Source organism: Shewanella sp. 10N.286.52.C2, from assembly GCF_002874545.1.
In the GTDB taxonomy this organism is placed as follows: domain Bacteria; phylum Pseudomonadota; class Gammaproteobacteria; order Enterobacterales; family Shewanellaceae; genus Shewanella.
This window is the reverse complement of record NZ_MCTV01000046.1, coordinates 132,645-152,328: the sequence shown is the minus strand read 5'-3', so window position 1 is coordinate 152,328 and position 19,684 is coordinate 132,645. Positions and strand designations below refer to the sequence as shown.

General features: G+C 42.7%; 14 protein-coding genes and 1 tRNA gene. 7 read left to right on the top strand and 8 right to left on the bottom strand.

The genetic code is table 11. The annotated features are described in order from the left end of the window. Positions 1-356: 356 nt before the first annotated feature. Complete coding sequence (locus BCU94_RS16040; protein ID WP_102439682.1) at positions 357-800, top strand: DUF4124 domain-containing protein; 444 nt, start codon at positions 357-359, stop codon at positions 798-800. Positions 801-896: 96 nt separating this feature from the next. On the opposite strand, the gene BCU94_RS19610 is transcribed toward BCU94_RS16040, so the two are convergent. The 4 genes from BCU94_RS19610 to rluD all read right to left on the bottom strand — a co-directional run bounded on the left by BCU94_RS19610 (position 897) and on the right by rluD (position 5,930). Beyond that, on the bottom strand, positions 897-1,040 hold the full coding sequence (locus tag BCU94_RS19610) for a hypothetical protein (RefSeq protein ID WP_157937401.1): 144 nt from the start codon (positions 1,038-1,040) through the stop codon (positions 897-899). 424 nt (positions 1,041-1,464) lie between these two features. Beyond that, positions 1,465-4,038 (bottom strand): ATP-dependent chaperone ClpB, encoded by a 2,574-nt coding sequence (gene clpB, locus BCU94_RS16030; protein WP_102476942.1) that lies wholly within the window; start codon positions 4,036-4,038, stop codon positions 1,465-1,467. Positions 4,039-4,182: 144 nt separating this feature from the next. Then, on the bottom strand, positions 4,183-4,917 hold the full coding sequence (gene pgeF, locus BCU94_RS16025; RefSeq protein WP_102476941.1) for a peptidoglycan editing factor PgeF: 735 nt from the start codon (positions 4,915-4,917) through the stop codon (positions 4,183-4,185). Between the two features lie 38 nt (positions 4,918-4,955). Further along, positions 4,956-5,930, bottom strand: a complete 975-nt coding sequence (gene rluD, locus BCU94_RS16020; protein ID WP_076540848.1) for a 23S rRNA pseudouridine(1911/1915/1917) synthase RluD — start codon at positions 5,928-5,930, stop codon at positions 4,956-4,958. A 125-nt stretch (positions 5,931-6,055) separates the two neighbouring features. Between rluD and BCU94_RS16015 the strand changes: the two genes are divergently transcribed. Beyond that, on the top strand, positions 6,056-6,820 hold the full coding sequence (locus BCU94_RS16015) for an outer membrane protein assembly factor BamD (protein WP_102439686.1): 765 nt from the start codon (positions 6,056-6,058) through the stop codon (positions 6,818-6,820). Between the two features lie 182 nt (positions 6,821-7,002). Next, a tRNA-Phe gene (locus tag BCU94_RS16010) sits at positions 7,003-7,078 on the top strand. Positions 7,079-7,358: 280 nt separating this feature from the next. On the opposite strand, the gene recJ is transcribed toward BCU94_RS16010, so the two are convergent. The 4 genes from recJ to brnQ all read right to left on the bottom strand — a co-directional run bounded on the left by recJ (position 7,359) and on the right by brnQ (position 12,441). Next, positions 7,359-9,083, bottom strand: a complete 1,725-nt coding sequence (gene recJ / locus BCU94_RS16005) for a single-stranded-DNA-specific exonuclease RecJ (RefSeq protein WP_102476940.1) — start codon at positions 9,081-9,083, stop codon at positions 7,359-7,361. 156 nt (positions 9,084-9,239) lie between these two features. Further along, positions 9,240-9,968 (bottom strand): bifunctional protein-disulfide isomerase/oxidoreductase DsbC, encoded by a 729-nt coding sequence (gene dsbC / locus BCU94_RS16000; RefSeq protein ID WP_102439688.1) that lies wholly within the window; start codon positions 9,966-9,968, stop codon positions 9,240-9,242. A 141-nt stretch (positions 9,969-10,109) separates the two neighbouring features. Beyond that, complete coding sequence (xerD, locus tag BCU94_RS15995; RefSeq protein ID WP_102476939.1) at positions 10,110-11,012, bottom strand: site-specific tyrosine recombinase XerD; 903 nt, start codon at positions 11,010-11,012, stop codon at positions 10,110-10,112. Positions 11,013-11,097: 85 nt separating this feature from the next. Beyond that, positions 11,098-12,441 carry a branched-chain amino acid transport system II carrier protein gene (gene brnQ, locus BCU94_RS15990; protein ID WP_198589256.1) on the bottom strand — a complete coding sequence of 448 codons (1,344 nt, stop codon included), beginning with the start codon at positions 12,439-12,441 and terminating at the stop codon, positions 11,098-11,100. Positions 12,442-12,889: 448 nt separating this feature from the next. Between brnQ and BCU94_RS15985 the strand changes: the two genes are divergently transcribed. The 4 genes from BCU94_RS15985 (at position 12,890) to BCU94_RS15970 (ending at position 19,602) form a co-directional block, all read left to right on the top strand. Further along, positions 12,890-13,639, top strand: a complete 750-nt coding sequence (locus BCU94_RS15985; RefSeq protein ID WP_102476938.1) for a methyltransferase — start codon at positions 12,890-12,892, stop codon at positions 13,637-13,639. 81 nt (positions 13,640-13,720) lie between these two features. After that, on the top strand, positions 13,721-14,953 hold the full coding sequence (gene srmB / locus BCU94_RS15980) for an ATP-dependent RNA helicase SrmB (RefSeq protein ID WP_102476937.1): 1,233 nt from the start codon (positions 13,721-13,723) through the stop codon (positions 14,951-14,953). Between the two features lie 255 nt (positions 14,954-15,208). Next, complete coding sequence (locus BCU94_RS15975; RefSeq protein WP_102439693.1) at positions 15,209-16,423, top strand: efflux RND transporter periplasmic adaptor subunit; 1,215 nt, start codon at positions 15,209-15,211, stop codon at positions 16,421-16,423. A 38-nt stretch (positions 16,424-16,461) separates the two neighbouring features. After that, a complete protein-coding gene (locus BCU94_RS15970; protein ID WP_102476947.1) occupies positions 16,462-19,602 on the top strand; it encodes an efflux RND transporter permease subunit in 3,141 nt (1,046 codons plus the stop codon). The last annotated feature ends 82 nt before the right edge of the window (positions 19,603-19,684 follow it).

Here is a 19,684-nt window from a genome sequence, read left to right as displayed (position 1 = left end):
AATTATGAAGCTTTAAAAGCAGCTTAATTAACGCTAACACCTTGAGGCTATTGGCCTGTCGCCGTGTCAGTGGATGCGCATTATAGGCAAGTTAAGATTTAGCGCAAGGGCTTTTGGCATTTTTTATCTGCAACACAAACTGAATGCGCAAAAGCTAAACAATTCGTGGTTTTTATCACCTAAAACCACCCTGTTTTGTTGTTGACTGCCAATTCTAGGCTGCTTGTTTACCTTCAATAGCTCAAGTATTGGAACTAAGTCTTCAATAAACTCGATAATAACTATTGGTTTTAAGGTTCAAATCGCCTATTTTATTTTTAATAAGGAAAGTTGGTATACACCATTTAGGAATATATATGCTTAGTTTACGTTTATTGTGTTTAATAGGCTGTTGTAGTTTGATACAAGTTGCCAATGCTACCGTGATTTATTCTTGGGTCGATGAGAAAGGGGTAAAGCATTATAGTCAACAGCCACCGAATGAAGTTAATTCTGAAAAACTCTATAGTGAAGACATTGAGCCTGCACAAGTGGGTTACTTACCTGTTATTGCTAATGCATCATCAAGTGCAAATAAACCATCGGATGCAGAAAAGAATGCCGAAACCATTAAGGCTAGAGATGCTGAACAAGCAGCGTCTATTTGTGAAAGCGCTAAACACAGCCTAAATGTATTAAATACTTATCAACGATTACACCGCAAAGATCCCACCACCGGTGAAGCCGTACAGGTAACCGAAGAAGAGAGACTTGCTCAAATTGAAACCAATGAAGAAAGAATAAAACTGTTTTGCCAGTAATATTGTATTAGCTACAATATTAAGCAATAGCATGACATTGTGATATTAAGGGGCCTATTGGCCCCTTTTGCTATAAGCTTTGTCGATTGGGCATGATTAATTGCCAACAGTGTACATTGATTTAAACTCGCCACCATTACAGGTTTGGGTACCTGAGCGCCAACCTTTTTCAAATGCATTTATCCCATTTAAGGTTTTATCTTTCATTCCGTCGAGTGATTCACTTGATGTGCTTTGCAATAGTGCACTTTGACAGCCACGGTTATAGCCATAATGATAAATACTGTCGTAATCAACATTACCAACCTTAATAACTGGGATTTCGCATTGGTTTGGGGGGCAGAGCTACAGCCTGTTAGGGCTATTGCTATGAGTGCGCTACTTATTACAACTAATTTATTCATGCTATATCCTTTTGACTAAAATCACAGTGGTTGAGTTAAACAGTCTACTTTCAAGCTAGTTTATAAATTTGATACTCGCAAGATAGCTTGCCGACACTGGGTTTACGAATTCGTCAAAAGGGTTATTTATTTTGGATAGTTTCTATTGATCAGTCTCACCTCGCCAAAAACACAAAAGGGGCATAGTTAACTACTATGCCCCTTTAATTGCTTCACTCAATTGATTAGCCATGCACTAAGTTGATTAATGACGAAGTAGATTATTGGCTAAATGTTAGCAAACCATCTTTCACATCTACGTTGATTGCTTTACCTGGTAGTAAATCACCTTTTAGTAAGTGATTAGCTAATGGGTTTTCAACTTCCTGCTGCAAGGCACGCTTGAGTGGTCTTGCTCCATATATAGGATCAAATCCTGCTTCAGCAATTAATGCCAGTGCAGCTTTAGAGATCGTTAAGCTAAAGTCTTTTTCTGCTAAGCGCGCTTTTAAGTTCTCTAACTGGATTTCTGCGATATAGGCAATATGTTCAGCTGATAGTGGATGGAACACCACAGTTTCATCGATACGGTTTAAAAACTCAGGCCTAAAGCTTTGGGTAACGACTTCCATTACCGATGCCTTCATCTGAGCATAGTTTTGGGTTTCAAAACCTTGCTGGATAATGTCAGAGCCTAAATTTGAGGTCATGATAATAACGGTATTTCTAAAGTCGACCGTTCGGCCTTGGCCGTCAGTTAATCTACCATCGTCCAATACTTGCAGTAAGATATTGAATACATCAGGATGGGCTTTTTCAACTTCATCGAGCAAGATGACAGAATAAGGCTTACGACGAACGGCTTCTGTTAAGTAACCGCCCTCTTCATAGCCGACATAACCAGGAGGCGCACCCACCAGCCGTGACACGGTATGCTTTTCCATAAACTCTGACATATCGATACGCACCATGGAGGATTCAGTATCAAATAGGAATGTCGCTAATGATTTACATAGTTCGGTTTTACCCACACCAGTTGGGCCTAAAAAGAGGAAAGAACCTATAGGGCGGTTTGGATCAGCTAGACCTGCGCGGCTTCTACGAATCGCATTTGATACCGCTTCTATCGCTTCATTTTGACCAATCACTCTTTGATGTAGTGCGTCTTCCATTTGCAATAACTTGTCACGCTCACCTTCGAGCATTTTACTCACTGGTATACCGGTGGCTTTTGACAACACTTCTGCAATTTCAATATCGGTGACTTTATTGCGTAATAAGGTCATGTCTTGCATTTCAGCCTGAGAAGCTAAATCTAATTGCTTTTCAAGTTCAGGAATACGGCCATATTGCAGTTCAGACATTCGCGTTAAATCGCCTGCCCTTCTCGCCACGTCCATATCCATGCGCGATTGTTCTAAATCGGCTTTAATATGTTGAGTGCCAGCCAATGCGGCTTTTTCAGTGCGCCAAATTTCGTTTAGCTCGTTGGCTTTAATTTCAACTTGAGCAAGCTCAGCCTGTAAATCACTCAGACGTTTGCGACTGGCTTCATCTTCTTCTTTCGCTAGTGCTTGTTCTTCTAGCTTAAGTTGAATTGCGCGACGCTCTAACCTATCTAATGACTCTGGCTTTGAGTCAATTTGCATACGGATACTTGAGGCTGCTTCATCAATCAAATCGATAGCTTTATCAGGTAACTTTCTGTCAGAGACATAGCGGTGTGACATAGTGGCTGCGGCTACAATAGCAGGATCGGTAATTTCCACATGGTGATGCAGCTCATAGCGTTCTTTTAAACCCCGTAATATCGCAATGGTATCTATCACACTTGGCTCATCAACCAGCACTTTTTGGAAACGACGCTCAAGTGCGGCATCCTTTTCAATATATTGACGGTATTCATCAAGCGTGGTAGCGCCAACACAATGTAAATCGCCTCGAGCAAGAGCGGGTTTAAGCATATTACCTGCATCCATCGCCCCTTCGCCTTTACCTGCACCAACCATAGTGTGCAGCTCATCGATAAACAGGATGACTTGGCCTTCTTCTTGGGCTAACTCACTTAATACTGCTTTGAGGCGCTCTTCAAATTCACCGCGATATTTTGCGCCCGCAATTAACGAGCCCATATCAAGGGAAAGTACCCGTTTGTTTTTAATACCTTCAGGTACTTCGCCATTGACAATCCGTTGAGCTAAGCCTTCAACGATGGCAGTTTTACCCACACCGGGCTCGCCAATCAATACTGGATTGTTTTTACTACGGCGCTGCAGTACTTGGATGGTACGGCGAATTTCTTCGTCGCGGCCAATAACCGGATCTAATTTACCTTGCTCTGCTCGCTCGGTAAGATCGACGGTAAATTTCTTTAGCGCTTGGCGTTGATCTTCGGCATTGGGATCATCGACATTTTGTCCGCCACGGATTTGATCTATGGTCGACTCCAAGACTTCTTTGGTGGCACCCGCCGCTTTAAGGCTTTTAGCTAACGGGTCATTGCCTTCTAACGCCGCTAATACAAACAACTCTGACGAAATGTATTTGTCTTTTCGCTTTTGGGCTAATTTATCGCATAAGTTCAGCAAGCGGATCAGGGTTTGTGACAGCTGAATATCGCCGCCAGTTCCTTGCACTTGCGATACTCGTTCCAGCTCTTGGCTTACTGACGAACGAAGCGCACTGACATTAATGCCCGCTTGAGTCAGTAATGGATGAATTGAACCTGAATCTTGATTTAACAAAGCCATCATCAAATGAATAGGTTCAATAAACTGATGATCTCGTCCTAACGCCAGTGACTGTGCATCTGAAATGGCGATTTGAAACTTATTGGTCATACGATCGAGTCTCATACGGCCTCCTAAACAATTAATTTAAAAACGGGAATGTTTTTGATAAGTAAAATATGGGGGTGTTTATGGATTTTTCAATCTAATGAGGCGAATTTAAAAATAAACCGTTAGGTTAAATGATGTAGATCAAATCTAAAAAACAGATTAGGACTTAAGCCAGATAAGCGAAGCCATGCGGCCAGTTTGTTGATCACGGCGATACGAGAAATAATCACCATCACTAAAGGTGCAGCGATTAGCGCAATAAATTTGGGGAATACCTAATAACGCCAGTCTCATTTGAGCTAAGCCCGCTAAATCTGCTAAATACTTTTCAGCTTGCGGTTTAAAGTAGTCAGTCGCTTGAGGATGCTTTTCGGTAAAATATTGAAGTACTTCTGCGCCAACTTCAAACGCACCTGGGCCAATTGCAGGACCTAAATAGGCGATGAGTTCAGTCGTTGGAGAGGAAAATTTGCTAACTGCGGCTTCAATTATGCCATCACATAAGCCACGCCAGCCGGCATGGACTGCAGCAACTTCAGTGCCCGCATTATTACATAGTAATACAGGAAGGCAATCTGCGGTCATAATCGCCAGTGCAGTATTGGGGGAGTTGGTATAACTACCATCGCCAATGAGAGGAGATGCAATATCAGCTGTCGTCAGTCTAGAGCAATCAATGATGTCAGTGCCATGCACTTGCTCAAGCCAAACAAGTGGCGACTGGATTGAATGCGCTGTTTGTAATAAAGCCCGATTGGCCATGACATCTGCTACAACATCCCCCACATGCAAGCCTAAATTCAGGCTGTCATAAGGTGGTTTGCTGACACCGCCATGACGATTTGTCATGGCGATAGCAACATTATCAGGTAATGGCCAACTGGCTTTAAACACAATCAATCCTTATGCCATCGCTTACGCAAGACTAACACCTATAGGTATTCTATTGGATTTAGTTCTGTGTCTTCGCGCAATGCTTTGGTTAGCATCTTCATATCCTCAGGGATAGGAGCATGCCAAGTCATAATTTCTTGGGTAAACGGATGTGCAAGCTCCAAACGCACCGCATGTAACGCCTGACGCTCAAAGCCTTTTAAAAGTTCAAAAAACGCTTTGCTTGCTTTTTTAGGCGGACGTGGACGACCACCATAAACAGGATCACCAACTAGCACGTGGCCAATATAAGCCATATGAACACGAATTTGGTGAGTACGACCTGTTTCAAGACGCAGTCTTAAACGAGTATGGGCTCTAAATTTTTCAGCAACGCGATAATGAGTGACTGAAGGACGGCCCCCCATAATCACTGCCATTTGAGTACGACGAGTTTCATGGCGTTCAATAGGTTCATCAACCGTGCCACCAGCTGTCATAGTACCAATCACAATTGCTTCGTATTCACGCACGATATCACGGGCTTGAAGCGCCGCAACAAGGTGAGTTTGTGCTTCAACCGTTTTAGCCACCACCATTAAACCTGTGGTGTCTTTATCTAAACGATGCACAATACCAGCACGTGGTACATGTTCGATTTCAGGACAATGATGTAATAACGCATTTAATAATGTGCCATCAGCATTACCTGCACCAGGATGCACAACCAAGCCCGCTTGCTTGTTTACCACTAAAATATGGTCATCTTCGTAGACGATATCTAGTGGGATTTTCTGCGCTTTATCTTTAACTTCTTCTTCAAGCGTTGCTTCTACAGCAATTAACTGCGACTCTAGTACCTTCTCACGAGGTATATCGACGACAGTATCATCAACTGAAACTGCACCAGATAAAATCCATTCTTTGATGCGTGTACGGGAATAATCAGGGAACAATTCAGCCAAAGCTTGGTCTAATCTTAGACCCGTTTGACTTGCTGTGATTTCGCTTTTTAGATTAATCTCTTGTGTCATAGGAACCGTACCCCTTTTTTGGGGTCCAAAGTGAATGAACTATCTGTTACAATCGGATTGTTTTCTATTTTACAGTGAAATGGAAAAATTCTTAACAATAACTTATAAAAGAATTGAATTTACATATGCATAATTTTGCCAAAGGCGCCGCCCTAGTATTGTTTTCATTGACTTTAACGGCTTGTAGCACCTCTAAAGGTTTTGAAGAAGAAGTTGTCAGTAACAAGTCGCCAGAAGCACTTTATGCTCAGGCACGAACCTCAATGGAACTTGGGAACTACTCAAAAGCCGTTAGAACCCTAGAAGCGTTAGACTCGCGTTACCCGTTCGGCCCCCACAAAACTCAAGTCCAATTGGACATGATTTTTGCCTATTATAAGATGGATGATGTCGCATCAGGTATTGCTAACATTGACCGCTTTTTACGCTTAAACCCAACCCATCCAGATATTGATTATGTCTATTATATGCGTGGTTTGACTAATATGCAGGCTGATAATTATCTTTTTCACGATATGATGAATATTGACCGCACCGATCGCGATCCTAAAAATGCCCAAGATGCTTTTAAAGATTTTGATCGTTTAATCAAAAGCTACCCAGATAGTAAGTATGCAGCAGATGCACAACATCGTATGCAATACCTAAAAAACCGTTTAGCAAAATACTCAATCAAAGTAGCTGAGTATTATATTAAAATGGGCGCTTGGAGCGCTGCAGCGGTAAGAGCACAAACTGTGATGGAGCAATTCCCAGGAACACCATCAACTGAACATGCCCTTGAAATCATGGCTCAGGCTTACGAAGAATTAGGTCAAGAGCAGCTAAAGCAAAACGTGGTAACCGTGATGGCGGCGAATTTCCCGAATAATGAGTTAGTCAGTAACTAATGTTTAGCCTTACTGCTTAACAACGCTAGAATGCCTTCAATTTGAAGGCATTTTTTATTTATACGCCATGTAGAATAAAACATCACAAAAGGTACAAAAGATATGCAGTTGACACATTTTCAGCTTAAATGCTAAAAAAACGGTTGACTCAAACGCCTTAAAACCTTAAATTGCATCCCGTTGCCCGAATAGCTCAGTCGGTAGAGCAGAGGATTGAAAATCCTCGTGTCCCTGGTTCGATTCCGGGTTCGGGCACCATATTTAGATTTGGTGGCTAACGCGACCAAATAACAAAAAAGCCTCGCAATGCGAGGCTTTTTTGTTTCTGTCATTTATCATTCATGCGGTAACCATTGCATCAATAAAGCGCCTTAACGACTTTGAGTCAGTACTCTGACTCATTTACTAGCTCCTTGTACTAGCCTCTTGAGCAAGCACACCTGAGTAATACCAGCTCATTAAAGCGCAACTTATTAGCGCCGCAGCTAACTAACACAAAGTCACCCTTGGCTTAAGTTAACCTCACAGACAATACCCATTAAGCTGGCTCAATGTAATCCACCAGCATTTGTACGGTTTGATTACCTCTAAACTCATTCACATCCAGTTTATAAGCCACACGAGCATGTTTTATGCTTGCATCAGGCCAAGTGGTTAAATCAACATTAAATGCAATCGCATCCATCATTACAGCGCCACACTGAGACTCTAACACCAGCTTTAGGTGCTTTTCACCGACAATGCGCTGTTGAATGACACTGAAATAACCATCAAATAATGGCTCTTCAAATGCTTGCCCCCATGGGCCTGCATCTCTTAACAAATAGGCAGTATCGAGGTTCATCAGCGCGACTGGCAATTCACCATCAGATAAAATCTCACCGGTAAGCTGCTCAGGTTTTAATATCTCGCGCACCGCTTTGTCATAGGCTTGTTCAAACTCGCTAAAGGCATCAGCTTTTAGGGATAGTCCTGCTGCCATCGCATGTCCGCCAAACTTAAGGATCATCCCAGGGTGACGGCTATTAATTAGCTCCAATAAGTCACGCATGTGTAAGCCCTTAATCGAGCGAGCGGAGCCTTTAATCTCACCGTTACCCGCATCGGCAAAAGCAATCACGGGGCGATGATATTTATCTTTAATGCGTGATGCTAAAATACCAATCACGCCCTGATGCCAATCTTCTTGAAAAATGGCTAATCCCCAAGGTAATTTAGTTTCATCCAAGCTGAGTTTTTGTAAGCTTTTTAGGGCTTCTTGCTGCATACCGGTTTCTAATTCGCGGCGCTCAGCATTCAGACCATCAAGCTCACCTGCCATGCGTCTGGCGAGCATCATATCTTCACAAAGTAGGGTTTCGACCCCTAAGGCCATTTCATCTAAGCGTCCTGCGGCATTAAGTCTTGGGCCTACTGCAAAACCAAAATCTGATGCGACAATGCGCTGCGGGTTTCGCTTAGCGACTTCAAGCAGAGCTGTGATCCCAACACGGCAGCGACCACTACGTACTCTTTGTAAGCCAGCTTGCACTAAAATGCGGTTATTACTATCAAGGGAAACCACATCAGCCACAGTCCCCAGTGCAACAATGTCCAATAAACTGCCTAAGTTCGGCTCGGCTAATTGATTAAGCTGATACCAATCGCGGGCGCGTAATTCACTGCGCAGTACAGACATCAAATAAAATGCCACGCCCACACCTGCAATAGATTTACTGGCAAACTCACAGCCAGCTTGATTTGGATTAACAATGGCATCGGCTATGGGCAATGATTTACCCGGTAGATGGTGATCTGTCACCACTACGGTCATCCCCAGCGCTTTAGCCGCTGCTACGCCTTCTATGGATGAAATACCATTATCTACGGTAATTAATACCTCAGCGCCTTTTGACTGCGCCACAGCTACAATTTCTGGGCTTAAGCCATAGCCATAATCAAATCGATTAGGAATAAGATAATCCACATGCTGAGCACCCATCATCCGTAATGCCAACAAACACACACTGGTTGAGGTAGCGCCATCTGCGTCAAAGTCGCCCACAATCAAAATGGACTTTTTCGCCATAATAGCATCGGCAATAATACGCGCAGCTTCAGCCAAGCCCATCATAGAATCTGGGCGTAATAGCTTTGAAAGACTCAGATCACAGCCCAAAAGGTCGACGCCTCGACGGGCATACAATTGCTTTAAAATAGCAGGAATACTAGCTGGTAAATGACTATCGTCTACTAGAGGTCGGCGAACAATTTTATGGGCCACAAAAACACCTTAAGAAAATATCGAATTATGAAGTGGGAATGAATCATTGAAACTGAATTTACCATAACAAAAAAGGCGAGCTTTGGGCTCACCTTTTGTTATAAATTAACGTCTTTTAACGCGCTTTAGCGGCTAAATCCGTTAACTCACTGTAGATTAAAGATTGGTTTTAATGGTATTTAATAATGCTTCAGGCGGTTGATAGCCTGGTACTAATACGCCATTTTCTAACACAATTGCTGGGGTACCGTTAATACCAAATGAGCCACCTAAGCGGTATTGACCTTCGATATTAGCATCACATTTTGCCGCTTTTACATTACGACCAGTTTTGGCATCGGTCATCGCTTGTAGTGGATCTTTAGCACACCACACAGCTTCCATTTCATCGGCATTCGCTGACGGAATACCCGCACGAGGATAAGCTAAATATCTTACGGTAATTCCTAAATCGTTATAGCCATCCATTTGCTGATGCAACTTACGACAATAGCCACAATCAACATCGGTAAAAATAGTCACCACATGTTTTTCATTTTTGGCTTTATAAACCAACATATCCTTTTCAAAAGGTTTTAGCATATCAATGCGAGGGCCTGCTAGTGCTGCCTCGGTTAAGTTTTTCATGCCCTTTTGTAAATCATACATATTACCGTGAAGTAACTTACTGCCATCTGGAGACACATATAGCAGACCACGGTCAGTAAGCGCTTGATAAAGACCATCAATTGGCGATGCCTCAATGCTCAAAACATTCACACCTAAGGTATCTGAAACTTGTTTTTTGAGTTCTGCTTCATTAGGGATATCAGAGGCAGAAGCGGCATGTAATAACGGGGCTACTGCAAGCGTTATCGCTAAAGAGAATGCTTTGGTTAACTTCATTTAAAATCCTATTTGGTCAATCTGTATTAGTCTACTCACTATATAGACCCGCTCATCAGCGCAAAAGTTACAGACAATATTTCATGAAAGCAACTACACAGCGCTCATTTTGTGTAAGCAATAATAAACATTCATTTTGCACTAACCTCTTGGATGGTGCTCACTATGCAACTGTTGCAGCCTCGCTTTAGCTACATGGGTGTAAATTTGCGTAGTCGATAAATCACTGTGGCCCAGTAGCAACTGCACTACCCGTAAGTCTGCGCCGTGATTTAATAAATGGGTCGCAAAAGCATGGCGCAAAGTATGGGGCGACAAATGGCTGTGTATTCCTGCCCGTAACGCATATAGCTTAATTCGGTGCCAAAAGGTCTGCCTTGTCATCATTTGACCGCGCTTTGATGGAAACAGTACATCACTTTGCTTATTACCCAGTAGCTCAGCTCTTGCCGCAACAAGGTATTGATCTACTTCTGTCACCGCTAACTCACCTAAGGGAACTAAGCGCTCTTTACCGCCCTTACCGACAACTCTCACTAAGCCTTGGCGTAAGCTTATTTGCTCAAGGGTTAAGCTAACCAGTTCGGTTACCCGCAGCCCAGTGGCATAAAGTAACTCCAACATGGCTTTATCTCGGCACTCTAGCGGATCATCAACATTGGGCTCATCCAGTAAGCTGTTTATTTGGGCTTCACTGAGTGCCTCGGGTAATTGCCTAACTAATTGAGGGGACTCAACCAGCGCGGTGGGATCAACAGCTATCTGCTCATTAACCAACAAATAACCATACAAACGCCGCAAGCTACTCAATAACCGCGCAGTACTGCTTTTTGCAAAATTTTGTTCCACTCGAAAGGCTAAGTAATCGCGGATCAGCAACTGATCGACATTAATCAACTGGCGTTTTTTCGTTAGCACAAAACGTTCAAAATGGCGTAGATCAGTACGATAGGAAGCCAGTGTATTGTCACTAAGTCCTTTCGTAGACCAAAGGTCATCTAAAAATGCATCGATAATGGGATCGGCTTGATACTTATCTGTCACATGAATTCCTAAAAAAACGGCGTTATTTCAAGATGAAATAACGCCGTTAGTGTAACTAAAGTTAGCTTAGTTTGACAAAGGTTACCTAGCTTGCAGCTAAAGCTTGATCCTTGGCAGGAACAAATAAACAAGCAACAATCGCAAGCCCTACTGGTAATAACCATGCCATGCCTTCAGCATGAAGTGGCATAAAGCTTAGGAAACTTGTATCTACGCCAGCAACTTGAAGACCATCAAAAATACCAAAGAACAAAGCAACAGATAACACTAAACGATGTGAAAATTCAGGACGAGGGAAACGCTCAGTTAAGAAAGTAATCGCTACCAATGCAATTGCCACTGGGTAAATAGTCATTAACACAGGAATACTGATGTTAATTAACTGCGTTAAGCCCACATTGGCAACCGTGGCACAAACCAAACTGAAGAAAATCACAAACGCTTTGTATGAGATCTTAGGCAATAGCTCATTGAAAAACTCTGAACAGGCGGTAATTAACCCAACTGCAGTTGTTAAACAGGCAATGCTCACTACCGTTGCTAATAAGATAGTCCCCATAGTGCCAAACTCATGAGTCACATAGTTTGTTAGAATTTGGCCACCATTTTCAGCGCCCAAAGCAATATCACCAGCGGTAGCGCCTAAATAGAATAATGACACATAAACAAAAGCTAAACCCGATGCAGCAATGATAGCAGCGCGTACTAAATAGCGAGTTTGCGCTTTTGAATCAGTGATGCCTTTTTTACGCAAAATATCAATGATTAACATACCGAAAATCAATGATGCTAGCGTATCCATAGTGTTGTACCCCTCTAAAATACCTTTAGAAAGTGGACTATTAATGTAATCACCGCTTGCAGCTTGAATTGCAGCGCTAGGGGTAATGATCACAGATAATGCTAAACCGACTAATAGGAAAATAAGAATAGGGGTTAATACTTTACCAACGCTGTCTAATAATTTACCTGGGAATAACGACAACAACATCGCAATGGCAAAAAAGCCAATGGTATAAAACAATTGTGCTTTATTAAGTGACAGTGCACCAAGTTGGATGATTGCATCGGCATTATCTAAAAATGGACGAGCACCAATTTCAAAAGCCACCAAGCCTGTACGCGGAGCAGCAAAGGCTGGGCCGATAATAATATAGATAGAAATCGCTAAAGCAGTTGCCGCAAATGCCGGTAACATCGCCATGACCTTACCATTTGCTTTTGCAATCGCAATAAGTCCAGCAAGGGGTAAACCCACGGCAGTAATAAGAAAGCCTAACATTGCTAGTGTCATGTTCTCACCAGCTAACATACCTGCAAACGGTGGAAAAATTAGGTTACCAGCACCTAAGAAAAATGCGAACGTCATAAAGCCTAAGCCTATCGTATCGCCAATACTCATATTATTGTTTTGCACACATTGCCCCATCTTGTTGTTTTGTTTTTTTACAAACTTAAGGGAATAGTCACCAATTAGCTATCGCTAATCTAACCTCCCGACAAACCTGTAAACTTTAAATTACACTTAAGCTCACTAAAATCACTGCAATATTGCTGATAAATTCAGCGTATTTTCGTAATACCTATGCCGATTTGTGAAGCTGATTTCATTTTTCCTATTTAAACCGCAATAATGTGCTCAAACGGGTAGGAACTAATAGCAAATAGCACTTAGATACACAAGCGCAAAACCCGCATAAAGCAAAAACAACCATCATCTGAAAACAAGCTTAAAAACAGCCAAACATTAGCGCTACAATAACAACACAAGCACCGAAGCTGTCAGTATATTAGCAACAATAAATCAACCTACTATCCGTTTGGGAAAAATTGCAAAAACAGTTACCATAATCGGCCATTTCTCAATCTATAGTCCTATGCCTTTTAGTTTCAAACAATTTCATATTGATGATAGCCGCTGCGGTATGCCCGTCAGTACAGATGGGGTGATGTTAGGCGCTTGGGCTAATATCGAACATAGCCGAACGATTTTGGATATCGGTGCAGGTAGTGGATTACTGACCTTGATGGCAGCCCAGCGAGCCCATCAACAAGCAAGCTCAGCGATTAAAATTGTCGCTGTTGAGCTCGATGATTTAGCCGCTCAAGATTGTTTACACAATATCGCCAATTGCCCTTGGGCTGAGATGATTGAGTTACACCATGGGGCAATACAAGACTTTAGTGCCCAGCACTTAGTTCAGTATAAAGCTAAGCTAAGCCCATTATTTGATAGCATCATTTGTAACCCGCCCTACTTTGATAATGGGCCGCAATCAAAGCTGCAGCAGCGAGCAACCGCGAGACATACCGATAGCTTAAGCTTTAGCGAGTTACTGAAACATATTGAGTTATTATTGGCGCCACATGGCGCGGCGAGCTTGATTCTTCCAATTGAAAGTGAAACGCGCTTTACCGGCGCATTAACACAAACCTCTTTGGCCATATCTAAGCGCGTCAGCGTTTCAACGGTTAGCAAAAAGCCACCAAGACGATTACTGCTTGAGCTTAAGCATCAAGCAAAGATTGAAAGCACCGAGCACTCAAGTTTGGTGATAAGCGATCCCAGCGGTCAATATAGTCAGCAAATGATCGCCCTTTGTCGTGAGTTCTATCTAAAACTTTAAGCTTTGTATAGATATCGCTCTCGCTGAGTTGCGCTTCTTAGGTTATAATGCTCGGCTATCAATCAGTGAGACCTACAGCGCATGCTATTTGAAGATTTTGACCTAGATCCAATGCTTTTAGATTCATTAAAGGCCATGGGACATTTGAGCCCGACCACAGTTCAACAACAAACATTGCCAATGGCGATGGAACAACGGGATATTTTAGCTAAAGCGCCAACAGGTACCGGTAAAACGGCCAGCTTTTTGCTGCCGGCATTACAACACTTGATTGATTTCCCAAGACGATTCAATGGTCAAGCCCGTGTGTTAGTCCTAACCCCAACACGTGAGCTTGCTAGCCAAATTCATCGTTACGCTTGCCACCTTGCCACCGATTTAGATCTCGATATTGGTATTATCACCGGTGGTGTGCCATACGGCCCCCAAGAAGAACAACTTGAAGACAATGTCGATTTATTGATTGCCACTCCCGGTCGCCTAGTTGAATATCTTGATAAAGGCCAGTTTGAAGCAACAGAAGTTGAAATCCTGATCATTGATGAAGCTGACCGTATGTTAGATATGGGATTCTCGTCAGTGGTAGAAACTATCGCCATTGAGGCCCAAGGCCGTAAGCAGAATATGTTATTTTCTGCCACCCTTGAAGGCAGCGGTGTATCGCGCTTCGCGCAAGTGCTATTGAATGACCCGGTCACGATTGACGTTGACTCACCTCGCAGTGAAAAAGCCAAAATTCACCAATGGGCTCACCTTGCCGATAATCAAGCCCATAAGTTTGCCTTGCTATGCAACATTCTTCAGCAAGAGTCAGTTAAGCGCACTATCGTATTCGTAAAAACCCGTGAGATTGTAGCAAGCCTTGAAGGCCAGCTGCTTAAAGCCGGAATTCCTTGCGCTTTCTTACGTGGTGATATGGAGCAGAAAAAGCGCTTCCAAGCCTTAAGTAAATTCAGTAAAGGCGAAGTCAATATCTTGCTGGCAACCGATGTTGCAGCCCGTGGTATTGATATTGAAGGTATCACCCACGTGATTAACTTTGATATGCCTCGCTCAGCCGACGCCTATGTTCACCGTATTGGACGTACTGCACGCGCAGGCGCGAAAGGCACGGCAATTTCATTAATTGAAGCCCATGATATGCGCATCGTTAATAAAATTGAGCGCTATATTGAGCAGCCACTAAAACGTCGTTACATCGACGGTTTACGACCAACGCACAAAGAAGCGAAAGTGCCTGGCAAGAAAAAAGACAAAGTGAAAATCGCTGCGAAGAAAAAATCTAAAAAAGCAAAAGCGAAAAAGAAAAAGTAAGCCTTTCTCTCGCGATTAAAAAACTGTTTAAGCCCTGAATCAATATAATGCTTCAGGGCTTTTTTTTATCTAAAAATCAGTTTTATAGTGTAAAACCCTAAATAAAGATGAAAAAATCTTATGAAACATTTAATTTACATCTATCGCTTTAGCTCGCTGACGAACTCTGCTAATTTAGCGGGTATAAGACTCTAAAAGTCATGAAAAAAATAGAGTTACTCTCTGATGTAATATTTTGTATGGATACAGTTACCAATGAAACGAATCTTAAGAATCCTATCGCCTTTATTTATCCTGATCATTTTCGCAGGCTTAGCTTTTGTGCTGCTAAGTACCAAAGAAGCTCCTGAGCAAAAACAAGAACAAGCTAAAATTGCTATTGTTGATGTCATTGACGTCGAGCTACAAACAGTCTCGTTAAATCTGCCTTCGTATGGTGTTGTCAGCCCTAAATACAAAACCCAGTTAGTCACCGAAGTACAAGGCCGTTTAGTTAGCCTAGATCCAAGTTTTGTCGCCGGCGGTATAGTCAAACAAGGTCAAGCCTTAGCACAAATTGAGCCTTCAGATTATGAAGCAGATTTTATCCAAGCAGAAGCCAGCCTTGCCCAAGCTTATGCCGCGCTCAATGAAGAGGTCGCTCGTGGAGAAGTAGCCAAAATTGAATTTAAAGATTTTGATGACGGCTTACCGCCAGAGTTAGGTCTACGTATTCCGCAACTGAAAAAAGAACAAGCCAATGTCAAATACGCTAAAGCCGCACTTGCCCGTGCTCAGCGTAATTTAGAGCGCACAGTGATAAGAGCCCCATTTGATGGCCTCATTAAAGCGCGTAACGTCGATTTAGGCCAATATGTATCTTTAGGGACAAATTTAGGTGAGCTATACGATATCAGTATTGCTGAAGTTCGCTTACCGTTAAGCAACAATGATTTAGCTTACTTAGAGTCGGTGGATAACCCTGATACCTCAGTCACTTTAAGCGCTTCTTTGGCGGGTAATTCATTTACTTGGCAAGGTAATATTGTCCGCAGTGAAAACGTCATTGATGAGCAAAACCGTATGGTTTACTTAGTCGCAGAAGTTAAAGATCCTTACCTAAGACAGCAGCGCGGCGAAAATGAACTCCCACTTAAATATGGCAGCTTTGTGACTGCCGTTATCACCGGTCGCACTGTCGATGGCATAGTGAAGCTACCCCGCTATGTGGTAAGAGACAATCAAGTTGCCATTGTTAAAGACGACAATACCATTGAAATACGCCCAGTTAATATCGTGCGCACCGATATTGAACATGTCTATATTAAGGGTAGCCTGAAAAGTGGTGAGCGCGTATCGATCACCGATATCAATAATATGACCTCAGGCCAGAAAGTGAAATTGTTAGGTGAAGAAGCTGACGCGCCAGATGAGGAACTAGAAGCGCCAGCAGAAAACAGTGATGAAATAACCATAGCAGGTGATCTGTAATGGATAACACTAATTCAAACTCAGCCTCCGATAACGATATCAATTACAACAAAGGCATTATTGCTTGGTTTGCTCGCAATAGTGTTGCCGCTAACTTACTTATGGCAGCCCTGCTCATTGGTGGTTTATTCAGCGCCAAATTAATTAATAAGGAAGTTTTCCCTAGCTTTGAACTTAATTTGCTGACGATCTCAGTAGCCTACCCTGGCGCTGCACCTCAAGAGATTGAGGAAGGGATTAATATTAAAATCGAAGAGGCCATTCAAGATATTAATGGTATTACCAAGGTCACCTCAGTTGCCAGTGATAGCGTAGGAACAGTCACCATTGAGGTTGAAGACGGTTATGATGTTCAGCAAGTTTTAGATGAGGCTAAGCTGCGTATCGATGCGATTTCAACCTTTCCTGACAACATAGAAAAGCCGAATATTTTCCAAATAAAACCTGAAAACAATGTCATCTGGGTCTCTGTCTATGGCGACTTAAGTCTCCATGAGATGAAAGAAATGGCTAAAAGCATCCGTGATGATATTACCGATTTACCTGCTGTCACACGTGCCCAAGTTAATGGCGTGCTAGATTATGAAATAGGCATTGAGTTATCAGAAGATAAGCTGCGTGAATATGAAATAACCTTCACTCAAGTCGCACAAGCGGTACAAAACTCTTCGATAGATTTACCCGGTGGCTCAATTAGAGCCCAAGATGGTGATATCTTGCTGCGCACTAAAGGCCAGGCCTATACTGGAGCCGATTTTGCCAACATTGTGGTTTCCACCCGCCCAGATGGCAGCCGTATCATGCTACCCGATGTTGCCACCATTAAAGATGGTTTCGAAGAGCGCATTGAATACACCCGCTTTAATGGTAAACCTGCCGCGATTATTGAAATCACCAGCATTGACGATCAAAACGCGCTGACGATTTCAGAGCAAGTTAAAAGCTATATCGCCGATAAGAAAACCACCCTACCCGCCAATGTCGAGCTAGATACCTGGGGAGATTTAACCCATTACCTTGAAGGCCGCTTAAACATGATGTTATCAAACATGTTTTATGGTGCATTATTGGTGTTTATGATCTTAGCCTTGTTTCTCGACTTGAAACTGGCATTTTGGGTTATGGTCGGCTTACCCGTGTGTTTTCTTGGCACTTTATTATTGATGCCATTAGAGCCCTTTAACATGTCAATCAACATGTTAACCCTATTCGCCTTTATTCTGGTGTTGGGGATCGTGGTGGATGACGCCATTGTCATCGGCGAAAGTGCCTACACAGAAGTAGAAAACAACGGTCACTCCTTAGAGAATGTCATTAAAGGGGTGCAAAAGGTCGCCATGCCCGCAACCTTCGGCGTACTCACCACAATTGCCGCCTTTATACCGATGATCATGGTGTCAGGACCTATGGGGATAATTTGGAAGTCCATCGGTATGGTGGTGATCCTAGCGTTAGCGTTTTCACTTATCGAATCAAAATTGATTTTACCGGCGCATTTAGCTCATATGAAAGTGAAGAAAAAGCGCCCACCGACTAACGTATTTTCAAAATTTAAACAGTGGATTAATGAGAAGCTGCAATATTTTATTCATAATAATTATCGCAATTTTTTAGGTACTTGCATTAAAAACCGCTACAACGTAGTGGCGGTATTTGTCGGAGTTCTGATTTTATCCATCGCGCTGGTTGCCAGTGGCAAAGTCCGTTGGGTGTTTTTCCCTGATATTCCGTCGGACTTTATTCAAGTCAATCTTGAGATGGAAGAAGGTAGCTCCGAACTCAATACCTTATATGTGGTGCAGCAAGTTGAAGAAGCGCTGTATGCCATGAATGAAAAATTTGTCGAAGAGACCGGCTCTGACGTGTTAAAGCACAGCTTTATTGCGATAAACTCTAGTAGCTCTGGCTTTATTTTTGCTGAGCTATCAAAAGGTGAAGATCGTGAAATCGACGGCGTTACTATTGCTGAAGAGTGGCGCAAACAGCTACCTGAATTATTGTCAGTTAAAAAGCTTAATATTTCAGCTAGTACCAATGATGCCGGCGGCGATATTTCGTTTAGATTGACCTCAAGTAACTTAGAGCAACTAGCCCAAGCCTCTAAAGAATTAAAAGCCAAACTTGCCACTTATGAAGGTGTGTTCGATATCTCGGATAACTTTTCATCTGGTAGCCAAGAGATCAGACTCAACATTCGCCCAGAAGCCGAAGCACTAGGGTTAACCCTGTCAGATCTAGCCCGTCAGGTGCGTTATGGCTTTTATGGTTATGAAGCCCAGCGAATTCTTCGTAACAAAGAAGAGATCAAAGTGATGGTGCGCTACCCATTAGAGCAGCGCCGCACCATTGGTCACCTTGAAAACATGTTAATTCGCACCCCACAAGGTGTTGCTGTGCCTTTTTCAACGGTGGCAGATATTGAGCTAGGTGAATCCTTTGCATCAATTACTCGTGTTGATGGTCGCCGAGCGATTACCATTAGCGCTAATGTGAACAAAAACACCGTTGAGCCATCAAAAGTGGTTGGTGAAATCCAAGAAGAATTTATACCGCAATTGACTGAGCGCTACAAAGAGGTCAACGCCGCATTAGATGGTGGCAGTCAAGATGAACAAGATGCCATGCTGGGCCTTTTGCAAGGGTTCTTTTTTGCCATGTTTACCATATATGCTTTGATGGCGATTCCATTAAAGTCATATAGCCAGCCATTAATCATTATGTCGGTGATCCCATTTGGCATGATTGGCGCTTTGGTGGGTCACTTCATTCTTGGGATATCCATGAGTGTATTAAGCCTTTGTGGCATTGTTGCCTTGGCTGGGGTTGTGGTCAATGACTCACTGATTTTGGTGGACTTTGTTAACCGCGCCCGCCGCAAAGGCTTCTCGTTAATGGAGTCAGCCATCGACTCGGGCTGTTATCGCTTCAGAGCAATAATCTTAACCTCAATGACGACCTTTGTTGGCTTAGTACCTATTTTGTTAGAAAAAAGCCTGCAAGCTAAAATCGTCATTCCGATGGCAACATCATTAGCCTTTGGTATTTTGTTTTCCACTGTAGTAACGCTGATTTTAGTGCCTGTGCTGTACATCATTTTAGATGATGTGAAGCAGTTAACGCGGCGGATATTTAACTGGTGGTGGCAGCCGAAAAAAGAAGACGATGAAGCTTATTATTAGCGCCTAGTCCAAGTACATTAACAAGGGAGCTTAGCTCCCTTTTTTATGCCTAAAGCTCATGAAATTGGCGCTTTAGCAAATA